The organism is Pseudomonas citronellolis (assembly GCF_900112375.1).
Lineage (GTDB): Bacteria > Pseudomonadota > Gammaproteobacteria > Pseudomonadales > Pseudomonadaceae > Pseudomonas > Pseudomonas citronellolis.
On record NZ_FOLS01000006.1, the window covers coordinates 156,438 to 170,928 of the forward strand.

Sequence of the window (14,491 nt, forward strand, 5' to 3'; positions counted from 1 at the left end):
CCCAACCAGCCCCAAGGAGGCTAGTGCGATGGCAGACAAAGCAAACCAGCCCCAACGCTTCATCCGCATCAAAGAGGTGCTGTCTATTACCTCGCTCAGCAAGTCAGATCTGTACCGCCGGATCGCGGACGGCACCTTCCCCACTCAAGTAAAACTCGGCCCCATGACCACGGCTTGGCAGGAAAGCGAAGTGCGCGCCTGGATGGACGCGCGTATCGCCGAGAGGAGTGCCGCCTAATGCTTGCACTCATCTCACCTCAGAGCTACATTGGGACCGTCACGGTAAATCCCGTGACCGACCTTGGCCGGTCGAACATCGTTAGGCGCACAGGCGCCCTCCATACCGTTGCAGGCGCTTTTTTTGCGTCCGCACATTCGTGTTATGGCGGCTGTGCGCGGGACACCTTCGGGTGTGCCGGGTGCCTAACGTCCCGGTCGGCCAACCCGCGTACAGCTGCCACCCTCCAATCGCTTGGCCGCGATCGGTGGCAGCTCCTCAACGTTAGGAGCTACACCATGCACACTCGCAATCCGTCTACTCATGCTGCCGCCTGGAAGGCCCGCGCCTTCTCTGCCCTTCGCAGCAACTCCTCCCTCTCCGTCCGTCTGGCTCGCTACAACGCCGCCATGGCCCGCGCTCGCGCTCTTGAAGCGCAGGAGGTGGCAAATGAGCACCATTGAAAGCATCGCCGACGATGGCATCGAGCACGCCCGTTATTGCAGGGAACAAGCCAGTTGGCTGCACGCCATTTCGGTGAGCATCAGTGAGGCGCTTTCTGATGGAAAGGCCGCGCTGGAAACTCGAGTGGAGCGCGCCAAGACCTTGGCCGGGCTTGCCAACTACCTGACCTATGACCTGATGACCTATTCCGATCAGCGCGCCGCTGACATGGACAGGGAGCTTGCCGCAGCAGCTCAACCGGTAGAGAAGGGGGATATGGAATGAACGCCTCTATCACCAAGCTTCCCCGCTGCAAGACTCTGCGCAAGTTCGATGAGCTGAGCTTTGTCGACACCTACGAGGACGGTCATTGCAGGCGCTTCGATTTTTGGAGCCCCGCACGTGTTGAGCCAAAAATCGATCAATGGAACATCGATTTCGCGCATGGCCTTACTCTGGTTCGTGAACTGCAAATGCTGCAGAAGGGCAGCGAGCGTAACGCCTTTCTTACCCTCAGGAACGTCTTCAGCTCTCCAAACTGGAGGGTTTGCGGACATGGGGTTGAGGACGGCTTTGCTACTGGTATCGCGGCATTGGCGATTATTGGGATGCGCGCACTCCAGGCTGGCGCAACTCCTTTCGATCCCGACCTGGAGTAACTGACATGACTACGCAAAACGGCGCCTATGCGCCGACGGGATCGGCTTGCCCGGAGAAAGCGGAAATCCTCTTCCGCGAGGCTCTGCAGGGCGCTTATGGCGCGCTCGACTGGCTCCCGCTGGCTGACAGCGCGATCCACCGTTTCCATGTGCCCGGCGACCGCCAAGGATCCCGCAATGGCTGGTATGTACTGTTCGCTGACGGCATAGCCGCTGGCGCGTTCGGCAGCTGGAAGGCCGGCGATGTTCACCACTGGAGCAGCCGCGGCGAGGTCACTGCCCTTGATGTCGAGCAGATGCGCCAGCGTATCGACCAGGCCCGGCGCCAGCGTGAAGCCGATCAGCACCAGCGCCAGCAGCAGGCAGCCGAATACGCCAGCTGGCGCTGGGACAACGCCCGCCGCACCGATCCTGCCCACCCCTACCTGCAGGCCAAGCAGGTTCGCTCCTACGGCCTGCGCCAGCACCGGGAGGAGCTTCTGGTACCGCTCTATCTGGACGGCGTGCTGGTAAACCTGCAGCGCATCGGTGCCGACGGAGGCAAGCGCTTCCTGCGCGGTGGCCGCATCACCGGCTGTTACTCCCCTCTGGGCAGCATCACCCCGGGGCGCCGGCTGTACGTATGCGAGGGCTGGGCGACCGGCGCCAGCATCCACGAGAGCAGCGGCAGCCCCGTCGCCTGCGCGATGAATGCCGGCAACCTCAAACCGGTGGCCACGGCTCTTCGAGCGAAATACGGCGACCTGGTGGAGCTGGTCATTGCTGGCGACGACGACCGCCAGACCCCGGGCAACCCCGGGCGCACCTCGGCAACAGCCGCCGCCCTCGCTGCTGGCGCCTTGGTCACGTTCCCCAATTGGCCTGCTGATGCGCCGATCCATTTGACCGACTTCAACGACCTGGCCAATTGGAGCGCTGCCCATGAATAAAGTCCTGACGCTCAAAGCTGAAAGCCCTATCCAGGACGCTATCCACAGCCTCGAGAACGATGCCGGGGCGCTGTATGCCCCGCTGATCCTGGAGCAGCTCCGACAGATGCGCGGTAAAGATCCTGCTGCGTTTGCTCGACTGCGTATCCAGGTCAAAGAAACCAAGATGTTGAGCATGCCGGAGTTCGATCGCCTGACCGCTCCCGGGGAGGCGGAGAGTGAGGCAGCCAATTCCGACATCTTCGCTGAGGTTGAGCCATGGCATGAGCCCGTGGATGGGGCCGACCTGCTGGACGACATCACCCACGCCCTCGCCCGCCACGTAATTGCCGACAAGGAGACTCTGCGCGCAGCCGCACTGTGGGCGACCTTCACCTGGTTCGTCGACGTGGTCCAGGTGGCTCCCATCGCCAACATCACAGCCCCGGAGAAACGCTGTGGAAAGTCCATTCTGCTCACCGCTCTAGGCAAGCTGGCAAACCGTCCCCTTCAGGTATCCAACATCGCCCCCGCCGCCCTCTTCCGCTCCATCGAACTATGGTCGCCAACCCTACTGATCGATGAGGTGGACGCGTTCCTGACCGCCCACGATGACGCCCGCGGAATTCTCAATGCCGGCTTCACTCGAGACAGCGCAATCGTCATCCGCTGCGTGGGCGACGACCACATGCCGACCCCGTTCAACGTCTGGGGCGCCAAGGCCCTTTGCGGCATCGGCAAGATCGCGGACACCCTGGCAGACCGTAGCGTGCCCTTGCGCCTGCGCCGTCGCACTCCGGGCGAAAACGTGGAGAGCCTGCGCCACTCCGACCCTGCGCTTTGGGAGCGGCTGCGCTCGAGGCTTGCCCGCTTTGCTCTCGATGTTGCTGCGTCAATCGCCAAGGCCAGGCCAACCCCCATCACCGGACTGAACGACCGCGCCAACGATGCCTGGGAACCGCTGCTGGCCATCGCCGACCTGGTGGGCGAGCACTGGCCCAAGTCGGCCCGTAATGCCGCTATCACGCTCCACGGCTTGGAAGGTGAGGCGCCCAGCGTTGGTGCCGAACTGCTGGCCGACGTGAAAGCCGTGTTCGACGACAAGCGCGCCAGCAAGATCTTCAGCGTCGATCTGCTCGAGGCCTTGGTCGCCGACGAGGAAGCACCGTGGGCAACCTGGAACCGCGGCAAGCCCATGTCGCCACGCCAGCTCTCGGCCAAGCTGGCCGACTTCGGCATCAAATCCGGGACAGTTCGCCAGGGCTTCGACACCAAGAAAGGGTATTCCCTGGATCAGTTCCGTGACTCCTTCGACCGATACCTTTCCAACGTCGCACCCTCTACAAGCGTCACACCGTCACAAACCAGTAACGGCGCGGTATCCAGCGATTTTAAAAGCGTCACAAGCACCCTGTGTGTGACGGATAAAAAAGCCTCGAAAGCCACGACTGACGCGGGTTGTGACGGTGTGACGGATAAAACACCTATTCGGCCAAGGGAAGAAGGAGAAGCACTTCCGCAGTGGGATGATGCCGACAAGGAGGAATTCTGATGGGCGCCGCTATCGACTTCCTCCATGACCATGGGCTCAGCGCCAAGGTGAATGGTAAGCGTCTGGTCGTTTCACCGGCCTCAAAGCTCACCCCTGACGTTCGCCAGTACATCAAGGTGCACCGCTTGGAGTTGTTGGCGGAGCTGGCAGCCAACGATGGACAGGAGCGCCGCAGCCATTGGCAAATCACTCTTGGCGGGAAACCTCTCTGCATCATGATCGGGGAACCGATGACGGAGACAGAGGCTCTTGAGGCAGCAACCTGGCGCTGGCCCGGAGCGGAGGTTCGTCATGGCTGAATCCTTCGAAGATCGTGTTGAAGCAACCGCCCGGTTGCTGCTGGACACATGCAGGGAACGGGACATCCGCCTTTCTGGTGATCACGCCGTGAGCGAAAACGATGCGGCTGATCTGCTGGGGTATTCGAGCGGCGACACGCTCAGGAAGCAGGTGAGCGACGGCATTTGCCATCTCCCCTATCGGAGGCTTGGAAATCGTCGCCTCTACCGCCTGCGCGACATCGCTGTTGAGATCGAAAGGACGTACGGTCGCGGATAACACGGAAAAACGCGGAATACGCGGAAATCTCGGAATGGTTCCCAGGGCGCAAGGACGCGACCATTTCTCCAGCAACTTTTCCTGGAGAACCCCATGCGCGAGCTCGTCCTCTCTCAATTCACCAAGGCGCTGCTAGCCACCCGTGGCGATCGCCAATCCGCCTTGTCGATCAGCCGATCTCTGTATGGTCATTCCAACGCCGTGGTCCGCCTGTTGGAAAAGGCCGTTGTCACCACCAGCGATCTTCATGCCGACCCTGACTTCCGCTCCGCTGGGCGCGCATTTATCGAGCTTGTTCAGGTTCGCTCACTGATCGGCAAGATCAACGCCATCTCCCCATTCCGCGCAATCCCTGCAGAAACCCGCGTCCTGGCTCAAACCGAACGACCCGCCGCCTATTGGACCGCCCAAGGACAGCCGAAGGTGGCCACTCACACAGCCTTCGAGCAGAAGCGCCTCGACTCGAAGAAGATCACCGGTCTGCTGGTACTGACCAACGAACTGCTTCAAGGACAAGGCGCCGCATTCGAGTCCGCAGTGAGCAACGACCTGGTGAACCCGATTGCTGCCCTCGAAGGTATCACGCTGCTCGATCCGACCAACGCCGGCGGCGCCGAGTCGCCAGCCTCCATCACCCACGGAGTTGCGCCTGTACCCTCTTCAGGCAGCGATGCCGATGCCGTTCGAGCAGATATCCGAGCACTCTTCGCCGCCTTCGATGGCTCGCTCGAAACAGCTGTGATCGCCATGCATCCAGAGACCGCACTCGAGCTTTCGCTGATGCAATCGTCCCTCGGTGAAAGCAGCCTGACAGTGCGCGGTGGCGAGTTGTTTGGAGTTCCCGTAGTCACCAGCGACTCGGTGCCGATGGACTCCAACGGCGCCTTGGTCGCCTTGATCGATCCAGCCGGCATCCTGCTCACGGATGAGGGTGTCGATATCCATCAGTCGAATATCACCACAATCGAGATCTACGACGGCCAAGACGGAACCCAGCTTCTCTCGCTCTGGCAGAACAATCTCACTTCGGCGCTGGTCGAGCGCTTCCTGAACTGGGAATTGGCGCGCGCTGGTTCTGTCGCCTGGCTGTCCGGCGTTCAGTGGGGTGTGTGATGGATTACGAAGCGAAGGCGCTCCAGTTTCGCGAGGAAATCGAAAAAGTCTCCAAGGAGTGCCTGGGCCTTGGAGTCAAGGAACCATTCGGCATGGGCACCGCTATCGTGCTCACAGGGAAACTGATTCACGCTCTTGAGCGCATCGAACAGCTTGAAGGGAAATTGAAGGGGCTCTCTGAACAAGCAACTGCGCTCGAAGAGCGTGGCCTCAAATACTGCGGCACCTGGCAGCGCGCCATGGACTATCGGCGTGGCGACTGCGTGACCCACAAAGGCTGCCTCTGGACTGCGGTGAAGGCCACCGACAAGGTGCCCGACGAAGCTGTTTCTGACTGGCAGCTCTCGGCCAAAGGGGCGACTCGATGAGCACGAATCAGAACTGCAACGAAGTCATCTTCGCGATGGGCCGGATCATCGGTCAGAACGCCGACTGGCTCGATGGTCGTCTCTTCCAGAAGCTCGCCATGATTGCCGCTCGAGCGAACTACGAGGACGAGGAACTTGACGACTACGGCACCTTCGATGACATGCGTCGGGCCTTTGAAGTCTCTTCTGCAGCACTCCGCGAGAAAGCCCACCACCAGGGTAAGGGGCGCCGCTGATGAACGACCTGATGAGAGAGTTTTTCGAGGCATCCGGTGATCGCCTCCTGCAGTTTCTAGCCGAGCTTCCCGAGTCCTATCTCGCGCACATGAAGCAGCTTCCAATCCACCCCGAGTTGGCCGGGCGCCTGGCCCAGGTCAGCGAGGAAGTGGGAGAGGTTCGAGTTCTGAAGGTCGAGCCAGACCAACTGATCATCGTGGTGCTGAATGGCGACCCGGCCCCGTACTTGATGACGCTCAAGCTCGAGCCAAAACAGATCCACTAGCACCGACCTCAACGGACAAGTCGTGAGTGTCCAGAACAACCGCGAAAGCCTGCGCGTGCATCCCCTCCTCCGAGCGATTTCAAGCGCGATATCGCCGGCACGGCGGCAGGCAACCACTTCGCACCACCGGGAGAACTAGATGGCCACTGACAGCCTCGGCACCCTCACAGTAGACCTGATCGCCAACACTGGCAGCTTTGAGCGCGGCATGGACAAGGCTGAGCGCTCACTGAAAAGCGCCACCAAGGAAGCCAAGTATCAGGGTGATCAACTCGACAAGCTCGCCGGCCAAATCGACCCGGTGGTCGGCGCCTACAACCGTCTCGACAAGATGGAAGAACAGCTCCGGAAGCATCGCCAAGCGAACCGCCTGGATGACTCCTCGTTCCAGGGCCTGCTCAAACAGCTCAATGCCCAGCGCGACGCCCTGGCCGCGAACGACTCCGCATATCGCGCTAACGCCATCAGCATCAAGCAAATGCAAGCTGCGACGCGCGGCCTTCCTGCGCAGTTCACAGACATAGCTACTTCGCTTGCTGCTGGGCAGAACCCTCTGACCGTCTTCCTACAGCAGGGCGGTCAAATCAAGGACCAGTTCGGTGGAGCTGGCGCCGCGCTAGCGGGTACTGCCCGCTATCTGCTGGCCTTGGCAAATCCAGTCACCATCGCTGGAGCCGCGCTTGCCGGTCTGGCGTTAACCTACTACGACGCAGAGAAGACCCAGAGCGAATTCGACCAGGCCCTTCTTGCTGGCAACAAAACCATCGGCGCCACCACCGGGCAGCTTGTGGCTCTGTCCAGTCAGATTGGCGCAACCGTCGGCGACTTCAGCGACGCAGAAGATGCGGTGACGGCATTGGCCAAGGCCGGCGACCTCAGCTTTAGCCAGGTTGCGAACCTTGGCGAAGCGGCCGCTGCTGTGGCGCAGTACACCGGCAAGAGTGCCGCCGACATTGCCACGGCATTTGCCGGCCTGGGCAAAAACGCCACTGATGCAGCGCAAAAGGCGAGCGAGCAATACCGCCTCATCACCGCCGAGCAGTACGACCTGATCAAGGCGCTCGACGATCAAGGCGAACACCAGAAAGCCCTAGACGTGCTTGGCGAAAGCCTGAACAAGAACGCCATGGCGCGCCTGAAGCAGTACAAGGAATCGCTGACTGGCGTTAAGCAGCTCTGGAACAACATCGCTGAAGCTGCGGCCAGTGCCTACAACTTCGGCCGCTCCAAGTTCATGCCGCAGACCAATGCCGAACTGTTGACTCAGACCAAGAGCCAGCTGGAATTCTTGCAGAGGTTCCCTGGCCAGGAGGTTTCCGTCCCTGGGGAGAGCCGCACCGTCACCGGACAAGAGGGGCTTCAGTACCTTCAACAACGCATCAAGCTACTGGATACGCAGGTCAAATCTGAAGGGGATATGGCACAAGCCCAAGCCGATGCGAACCAGGCGCAGCAAGACTACATCCGCCTCTCCGGCACTATCGATACAGCGCTCTCCGACGGCTCTCCCGAGAAGCGCAAGGCAAAAGCTCTGAGCGATCTGAAGGACCAGTATCTTGGGCTGATGAAGGCCTCCTCGATCACTGGCCAATCAAGCCCGCTGCTGGCCGGCGTCGAGTACAACGGCCAGGAGTTCTCTGGCGGCTCCTATGCTGAGCGGGTTAAGCAGATCAACGATCAGTTCGACAAGAAGACCACCGCCAAGCCAAAGGCATACCAGGAAGATGCCGGCGCCAAGATGCTGGACAACCTTCGCCAGCAGTACGCAGCCATCCAGGCGCAGAACGTCGCTCTCGACGATCAAGACAAGGTCTCGCAGAAGCTGGGAGCTCAGGCCCAGGCGCTCGCACGCTGGGAAGAAGAACTCTCCCAACTGAAGGAGAAAAAGACCCTAACCGCCGATCAGCAGCAACTGTTGGCGAGCTCAGATCTGATCACGGCCCAGCTGAAGCGCAATGCCGCCTTGGAAAAAGAAGTCTCGCTCCGCAAGCAGAGCCTTGAAGACGCTCAAAAGCTCTCTGCATTCCAAGAGACGCTCAAGTCCCAAATCGATCAGGCGCAGCAGAGAAATGGCTTATCGCTCGCTACCTTCGGCATGGGCGACAAAGAGGCCAGCCGCCTGCAGGAAATGGCCTCCATCCAGCAAAGCTACCTACGCCAACAGAAGTCGCTCAACGAGCAGTACAACACCGGTCGGATCACCCCAGAGCTCTACGACCAGGAAACCAAGGCCATCCAGGCTTCGCTGAATCAGCAACTGCAAGACCAGCAGCAGTACTACAAGCAACTCGACGATCTGCAGCAAGACTGGAGCAAGGGGGCCGATGAGGCTTGGGCGAACTATGCCGACGCAGCCAGCAACTACAGCGCTCAGGCGGCGGATGCCATCGAGGCTGTGCTGAATACCGCCTCGTCTTCGGTTACCCAGAACTTCATGGAGATCCTGCAGGGCACCGAAAGCTTCGCCGATGGCGCAATGTCGATCATTGCCGATCTGAGCAACGCCATTGTTCAGGCCCTGATTGAGATTGCTGCCAAGGCCCTTGTAGTGAAGACGATCACAGGCATCGCTGGATTCTTCGGTGGAGGTGCCGCCGGTGCTGCTGGCGCAGCTTCCGCGAGTGATGGCGGGGGTGGCATCGCAGATCTTGGCGAACTGCTCCCCGGGTTCGCGTCTGGCGGCTTTACCGGCTACACGGGGGTCAACGATGTCGCAGGCCTGGTCCACGGTAAGGAGTTCGTATTCGACGCCGCGGCCACAGCGCGTATCGGCGTGGACAACCTGGAGGCCCTCCGCTCCGATAGATCCTTCGCAAAGCTGCCGGCGACTATGGACGCTTCTGTGCCATCCACCACGAACAACAGCAGTCGCAGTACTACAGTCAATTACTACGAGGCAGCCGGAAATGGCGGCGGCCAGAAGACCAGTACGGCACGGGCGGCTCGTCGCATTGCCCAAGCCGTAGACGCAGCGCAGAGGTACAACTGATGCCAAATGAAGAAGTGAAGATTGACTTGGTAGATCGCCCCGACGGCAAAGCCACGCTGTGGACTGCAACGAACAATGAAGATCGTCCTATGGAGTTCGAGGTTGTGACAGAGAAAGGAACTCGGGTTATCACCGTTGTCCAGCCAGGTGGATTCATTCAAGTCATCACGAGCAGCAAGGAAGACGCGAATATCAAATATCGGGAGATCACCGGCAAAGGAGCGCACTGATGGCTCGCCTGCAAACCATCAAGCCCCGCCTGCAGGAAGCGCCAAGTCGCCAGCTCCAAGCGGTGCCCAGCACGAGGGAGCGCAGGATGACCGGCAGGAAGCTCCAGGAGAGGCGCCTGCGCGTGTGGTCGAAGAATCCATGCTGCGCCCACTGTGGAAGGCTTTGCGCCTTCCCTGAGGGCTTCGAGCTGGATCACAAGCTATCCCTTCACGCTGGTGGTGCTGACACTGATGAAAACTGCCAGGTGCTTTGCTCGGGCCCTGATGGATGTCACGCGAAGAAGACTGCGACTGACCTCGGATACAACCAGAAGAGAACCATCGGTATCGATGGGTGGCCAGTGAGCTGACTCGGGGGGATACGCATACCCTGGTGGGCGCCGAGGCGGAAACCACCTCGGTAAGTCTTTCTTCATTAATCCGTAGAATTTTCGTTACTACAGATTCAAACAGGCCCGCGCATTTGGAGAGGCGCTCGAAGTGAAGGCCTGGGATGCTAGGTTACTCAGGATGACAGTTGGTGGAGGAGACGTCTGATTTCCCCTGCATCCACTTCTGCCTGCATCCCTTCAAAAAACTGGACTACGTTTCGGCCGCGAAGAGTCTGGTAGAGCTCCTCACCGAAGTCTGTTCTCTCCATCGCACCCAGGATCGCAGCGCCTCCACGGCGGACGCCAGCAGGTCGGATTAGCCCAGACGCTTGCAACTGCTCTCCGAGTAGTTCACTGATTTCAATCAGTTCAGCGTGAGTTTGGTTGAGCTTGGCTTGAGCGGCGAGAAGTTCACGCTCGTACTGCCCCGCAATAATGCCAGGGCTGAAGGTCTGTCCACCTCCATTGGCAGCAGCCAGCAAGCGTTTGATCAATTCCCACAGTTCCATTGTGCTTCTCCTTCAGTCCCTGATCACAGTCGTAGGTAATGCTGACCCCGGAGTATCAGTCTGCCCCGATCGAAACTGCAACCAGGTCTCAGTCAGGTGGGGGGGTAGTCGGATATTCCTAGCCCCTTTCGACTGGAAACTACGCCTGCCCTCACGCGCAGAAAAAATCCCCCTTTTGAAATCGGTTTACCAGTTGTTTACCGTTAACAAACCAGCCTGCAACCCTTGTGGCACTAAGCTTTGACCACTTGTTAACTTCCATTTGAAATCAGCAAATGGTTAACAAGTTAACCATACTGGTAAGGTTTACCGATATACCAGCCGGACACCGAGGAATCGCACATGGAAGGCAGCCTACTGCTCACTGCTGAAGAGGTCGCAGAACTGTCCGGATATCAGAAGCCATCCGCCCAAGCTCGCTGGCTGAAACAGAACGATTTAACTTTCGTGGTAGGCGGTGATGGTCGTCCAAAGGTTCTGCGCCAGGTCGTCGAGACGCGCCTTGGCGGGAAATCAAATGAGAAGAAGCGAGAGCCACAGCTTAACCTTCGCTCAGGCCAACAGCATCAGCCGTAAGGCACAACGGATTCGAAATCCGTCGTACTGCTGGTGTCCCGGAGAGGGGTCGAACCTGGTGTTCACCACAATGCCGATCGAGCTCCTACTCATGAGGAGCCCTGCCGGCTCAAAGACTCAAAGCCTTGAAGCCTTGAAATCCGGCGCGGGACAGGGTTGCTCGCCAGTAAATGAAGAGCAGGCACCGCTCTAGCCTGATGGCATTTGGCCGCGCCATGGCGGATGATTGGGCCATCCATAGGAACGGAGTCCCTCCATGAACGACCTTGAGCGCGCATTCCGCTTATACGCCCGCCCGGCGTTGCTGGTGATCATTGGCCTGATTGGGATGGGGTTTGTCGCGATGACACCTGAGTCAGCTGGCGTGCTCGACCAGATGCTCATGCCGATCAAGCGCGCAATCTTCTATGGCGCGCTGGCCGTCAGTTGCGGTGGTTTCCTGTGGCTCTGCTGGAGTGTCTACCTGGAGTACCGCTGGGCCCGCGGAGATCTGGACGGTGGTTGCCACAACTGCGGCGGTCCAATGCGCCACCTGTCCGGCAGGTGGGGGAACTACAGCAAATGTCTTATGTGCGGATCGAAACGAGAAGGGTGGCACTGAAGCCAGAAACGGAAAGCCCCGCAGTGCGGGGCTTCTTTGTTTCACACAACTGAAATCAATGTTCGCTTGAAAATGTCTTTCTTCGCCACTGAGTCCCAATACTTCGACGTTTCAACATGTAAGGTCGCGTTGGAGCTGATCTTCAGGCGCTGAACTTGCTCGGTAAGCTTAAGGGGGAATCGAATAGAGACCTTTCCACCATCAACCCGAATCGATAGCCGGCCAGTATCGGTAATCCCTGCGACTGAGCCGGATACAGTTTCTTGATACCTTTCAGGCTCTGTAATGGTGTCCAGAAGGGCTCTCACCCGGGTTATTTCATCCGGTCTGCCTTCCCATCTGCGGGCACCTTTCGTGGACTTCCAGGCGAACTGAACCGCAAATCCTCCCTTATCCAACTCCTTCATGAACTCACTGAGTTGGTGCGCTGACTTTCCCCCGATAGCATCTACGGCATCGTAGAAATCAGCCTGGTCAGAATTCAGAAGCCTGAAAGTTTGGGTGAGAGTCTCTTGGAGTAAGCTATCCCCGGTTAGGTCCGGAAGGGCATTGCCAGTGATGTAAACATGAGTCGAGCCGGAAGCTAGGCCTGCTAGTTTGAAATTCAACGCATTGGCGACGTCACTAGCAACGCCCCTGGCAGCATCAGTTCCGTGCCGAAGCCTATGTGCCGCCAGTTTCCATGCCTTGGTCAGTGGCCCCATCGCATCAATGAACCAGTCGAGCGGGATGCTGCCATTTGCCCGCGCACCGATAAGCCTTAGATCAACCAGTTCGCCAAGCTCTTCTGCGTCCGCTAAAGCGGCCTGTCTAGCGACCGATCGTGCAGCCGCCTCCTGATTCTTGGCTGCAAGCTGCAGGAAGAAATCTTCTGGGTTTTGCTGGGCGCGTGCTTTGGTCTCTTCAGAGAAGGCTTTCAGTGCATCCGCATGATCGCGCAGGAATGAACTGCTCATAAAATGATCTCCGCGAATCCTTTCGCCGTTACACGGTCGTGGCAGTATCCTAGGATACCTCGCCAGTACGCCTCCCGATGGAAAACCTGATCAGGTGCTGGGCGCTCCAGGTAGAAATCCAAGTCATAAAGTGCTTCTGCCACTCCTTGGTCGAGGAGTTGAGCGACCTGGTTTGAGCCATCCGGGGTTACCGCTGCTGGATTTTTCCAAAAGGGATGCCAGAGCACACAATCGATATCCCCTGGGTTCTCCTTCTGCGTGAGGAAAGATCCGTCGATCCACAATGTCCCACACACGCCTAGAGCTGTAAGCGCATCGGTCCAAATCCCAAATTTCCGAAACAGCTCTGCACGTCGCAGATCAGCTGGAAATGGATCAACAGCTAACCCACGGAGCTGGTCGATAGAAAGCCGGTGCATTCCGGGTTGTAGCAGGGCAGGAAAATCTGGTTTTGGCATCATGCATCCTTGCGGTGCTTCAGTAACTTATCGGATCGGGCAGATCGACTAGGTTTTTCACTGCCCCATGATCCTCCGGAACCGCTGCGTCAGCATCACTGCCCCATGATCTGCCTATAGCGACGCTGGTACTCGTCGTAGCTCAGGCCAGTCTCAGAATTCAGTTCATCAATCTGCCTCTGTCTCCACTGTTCACGAGTAAGGGAGCCAGAACCACTGGTGGTAGTTTGCGTGAAGGCCTGCGGGGCGGATGGAGCCGGCGAACTGCTGGCAATCCCGCTGCCGGTCCCAATGCACTGATACTGGATCACTACCAGCCCTGCGATGCATGTGCCGTAGCCATTGAACTGATTGCAGTGCTGACGCTTTCCACCGAACATTTCGGCGTCCTGATAACCCCAAACCCGGCATTTTTGGGCGGCTATCTCGTGCGCTTGGTCCATGTTGACGACCGGTTGCTCGAACTGGGCGAAGTCGTAGGCCATGTCGACAGTCCCGTCCGCGCGGCTACCGCCATTGGCGTAGAAGCTTTTCTTCACGGCGCACCCGCCAGTTGCAGCGAGCGCGAACATAAGGGCAGCAATGGGTATAAGGCGCATAGCGACCTCCTTGTCAGTTTGGTCGCATTGTGCCATTACAGAATCGACTACGTCATCCGGGTTAGGTCGAGCCTAAAACCTGCGCATGGACCTCTGGCGAGTGGCGATAGGTCTATTGAAAAGATGAATCCACCCTGCATCGGCATGGCTTACGGTAAAAAATGATTAGAGCAACGGATTGTTTCTTTGATGATCAGACAATTAGCGTCGATTTAGCCCTTTTTATTAGGCAGCAATGGGAGGCTTTAGGAGGCCACCTCCCAAGGCCAGCCTTCAAATGCGTTGAATGTCTCGATGATGTCTGGCCGCATCGACAGGGCGGGAAAATACCTGCTCATTTTGAGCACCGTGGGCACTCCCACACTGACTGCAGCCGTAGGCACCTTGGGAGACGCGCTACTCAATCAAGCAACGCCCAAGTAAATTTTGAGGCCGATGATATCCGCGCAATCGAGGGGTATCTGAGAGACAGCCGACTGCTTTCAAGAGGAAGAAATCGAGTCTTAGCACAACAACGGAAGGAGACCGATCGCCATACGTGCGCGGCATGCGGGTTTAAGACAGAAGTAAACGGCAGGCACATAGTTGAGTGCCACCATCTTCGCCCGCTTTCCTTCGACGGAGTGCGCGAGGTCAGTCTGAGCGACTTAATTACGCTTTGCCCAACCTGCCATCGAATAGCACACACGCGATTGGAACCGCTCACCATTGCAGAGATTCAGCGTGCTCTCCCGTTAAAGTCGAACGACTAGGTAATTGATCATTAAGTTGAGTAAATGGCTATTAAGCACCTTCACAAAAGTGAGTAGATTTGTGAGTAGAACACAAACCTAAGATATCGAAACCCCCACGAACAAAGGCACACAGCAAACTCTTCGAGT

At 58.4% G+C, this 14,491-nt stretch carries 21 protein-coding genes; 17 read left to right on the forward strand and 4 right to left on the reverse strand.

The genetic code is table 11. The features are described 5' to 3' along the window. The first annotated feature begins 28 nt into the window (after positions 1-28). The 14 genes from BM060_RS08020 to BM060_RS08080 all read left to right on the forward strand — a co-directional run bounded on the left by BM060_RS08020 (position 29) and on the right by BM060_RS08080 (position 9,890). Complete coding sequence (locus BM060_RS08020) at positions 29-238, forward strand: helix-turn-helix transcriptional regulator (RefSeq protein ID WP_074979002.1); 210 nt, start codon at positions 29-31, stop codon at positions 236-238. Between the two features lie 429 nt (positions 239-667). Further along, positions 668-946: a hypothetical protein gene (locus tag BM060_RS08025; protein WP_074979004.1), complete on the forward strand. Its 279-nt coding sequence runs from the start codon at positions 668-670 to the stop codon at positions 944-946. Next, positions 943-1,320 (forward strand): hypothetical protein, encoded by a 378-nt coding sequence (locus BM060_RS08030; protein WP_074979006.1) that lies wholly within the window; start codon positions 943-945, stop codon positions 1,318-1,320. The genes BM060_RS08025 and BM060_RS08030 overlap by 4 nt, the downstream gene beginning before the upstream one ends. Positions 1,321-1,325: 5 nt before the next feature. Further along, a complete protein-coding gene (locus BM060_RS08035; protein ID WP_074979008.1) occupies positions 1,326-2,249 on the forward strand; it encodes a toprim domain-containing protein in 924 nt (307 codons plus the stop codon). Beyond that, positions 2,242-3,780 carry a DUF3631 domain-containing protein gene (locus BM060_RS08040; RefSeq protein WP_074979010.1) on the forward strand — a complete coding sequence of 513 codons (1,539 nt, stop codon included), beginning with the start codon at positions 2,242-2,244 and terminating at the stop codon, positions 3,778-3,780. The genes BM060_RS08035 and BM060_RS08040 overlap by 8 nt, the downstream gene beginning before the upstream one ends. Continuing rightward, positions 3,780-4,079 carry a hypothetical protein gene (locus BM060_RS08045; RefSeq protein ID WP_074979012.1) on the forward strand — a complete coding sequence of 100 codons (300 nt, stop codon included), beginning with the start codon at positions 3,780-3,782 and terminating at the stop codon, positions 4,077-4,079. The genes BM060_RS08040 and BM060_RS08045 overlap by 1 nt, the downstream gene beginning before the upstream one ends. Beyond that, the gene (locus BM060_RS08050) at positions 4,072-4,338 is read left to right on the forward strand and encodes a hypothetical protein (protein ID WP_074979014.1); all 267 of its coding nucleotides are present in this window, start codon (positions 4,072-4,074) and stop codon (positions 4,336-4,338) included. The genes BM060_RS08045 and BM060_RS08050 overlap by 8 nt, the downstream gene beginning before the upstream one ends. Before the next feature lie 93 nt (positions 4,339-4,431). Beyond that, a complete protein-coding gene (locus tag BM060_RS08055; RefSeq protein WP_074979016.1) occupies positions 4,432-5,451 on the forward strand; it encodes a phage major capsid protein in 1,020 nt (339 codons plus the stop codon). Continuing rightward, positions 5,451-5,819, forward strand: a complete 369-nt coding sequence (locus BM060_RS08060) for a hypothetical protein (protein WP_074979017.1) — start codon at positions 5,451-5,453, stop codon at positions 5,817-5,819. The genes BM060_RS08055 and BM060_RS08060 overlap by 1 nt, the downstream gene beginning before the upstream one ends. After that, on the forward strand, positions 5,816-6,055 hold the full coding sequence (locus BM060_RS32895) for a hypothetical protein (RefSeq protein WP_074979020.1): 240 nt from the start codon (positions 5,816-5,818) through the stop codon (positions 6,053-6,055). The genes BM060_RS08060 and BM060_RS32895 overlap by 4 nt, the downstream gene beginning before the upstream one ends. After that, positions 6,055-6,321, forward strand: coding sequence for a hypothetical protein (locus tag BM060_RS32900; RefSeq protein ID WP_074979022.1), 267 nt, complete (start codon positions 6,055-6,057; stop codon positions 6,319-6,321). Before BM060_RS32895 ends, BM060_RS32900 begins: the two co-directional genes overlap by 1 nt. A 139-nt stretch (positions 6,322-6,460) precedes the next feature. Beyond that, complete coding sequence (locus tag BM060_RS08075) at positions 6,461-9,310, forward strand: phage tail tape measure protein (protein ID WP_074979025.1); 2,850 nt, start codon at positions 6,461-6,463, stop codon at positions 9,308-9,310. Further along, positions 9,310-9,540 (forward strand): hypothetical protein, encoded by a 231-nt coding sequence (locus BM060_RS32305; protein WP_135499960.1) that lies wholly within the window; start codon positions 9,310-9,312, stop codon positions 9,538-9,540. Before BM060_RS08075 ends, BM060_RS32305 begins: the two co-directional genes overlap by 1 nt. An 86-nt stretch (positions 9,541-9,626) precedes the next feature. After that, complete coding sequence (locus BM060_RS08080; protein WP_245323015.1) at positions 9,627-9,890, forward strand: HNH endonuclease; 264 nt, start codon at positions 9,627-9,629, stop codon at positions 9,888-9,890. Positions 9,891-10,045: 155 nt separating this feature from the next. Here the strand turns inward: BM060_RS08080 and BM060_RS32310 are convergent, their stop codons facing one another. Beyond that, entirely contained in the window at positions 10,046-10,420 is a 375-nt protein-coding gene (locus BM060_RS32310; RefSeq protein WP_135499959.1) for a hypothetical protein, read from the reverse strand. 342 nt (positions 10,421-10,762) lie between these two features. Here BM060_RS32310 and BM060_RS08085 point away from each other — a divergent pair, with 342 nt between their 5' ends. Continuing rightward, positions 10,763-10,996: a DUF4224 domain-containing protein gene (locus tag BM060_RS08085; protein ID WP_074979029.1), complete on the forward strand. Its 234-nt coding sequence runs from the start codon at positions 10,763-10,765 to the stop codon at positions 10,994-10,996. Between the two features lie 256 nt (positions 10,997-11,252). Then, positions 11,253-11,597 (forward strand): hypothetical protein, encoded by a 345-nt coding sequence (locus BM060_RS08090; RefSeq protein WP_074979031.1) that lies wholly within the window; start codon positions 11,253-11,255, stop codon positions 11,595-11,597. 41 nt (positions 11,598-11,638) lie between these two features. Here the strand turns inward: BM060_RS08090 and BM060_RS08095 are convergent, their stop codons facing one another. The 3 genes from BM060_RS08095 to yecR form a co-directional block, all read right to left on the reverse strand. Then, positions 11,639-12,553, reverse strand: a complete 915-nt coding sequence (locus BM060_RS08095) for a hypothetical protein (RefSeq protein WP_074979032.1) — start codon at positions 12,551-12,553, stop codon at positions 11,639-11,641. Then, complete coding sequence (locus tag BM060_RS32315) at positions 12,550-13,011, reverse strand: DUF6932 family protein (protein WP_135499958.1); 462 nt, start codon at positions 13,009-13,011, stop codon at positions 12,550-12,552. Before BM060_RS32315 ends, BM060_RS08095 begins: the two co-directional genes overlap by 4 nt. 95 nt (positions 13,012-13,106) lie before the next feature. After that, positions 13,107-13,610, reverse strand: a complete 504-nt coding sequence (yecR, locus tag BM060_RS08100; protein ID WP_135499957.1) for a YecR family lipoprotein — start codon at positions 13,608-13,610, stop codon at positions 13,107-13,109. Positions 13,611-13,771: 161 nt separating this feature from the next. Between yecR and BM060_RS33585 the strand changes: the two genes are divergently transcribed. Continuing rightward, on the forward strand, positions 13,772-14,362 hold the full coding sequence (locus tag BM060_RS33585; protein ID WP_074979035.1) for an HNH endonuclease: 591 nt from the start codon (positions 13,772-13,774) through the stop codon (positions 14,360-14,362). Positions 14,363-14,491 lie beyond the last annotated feature (129 nt).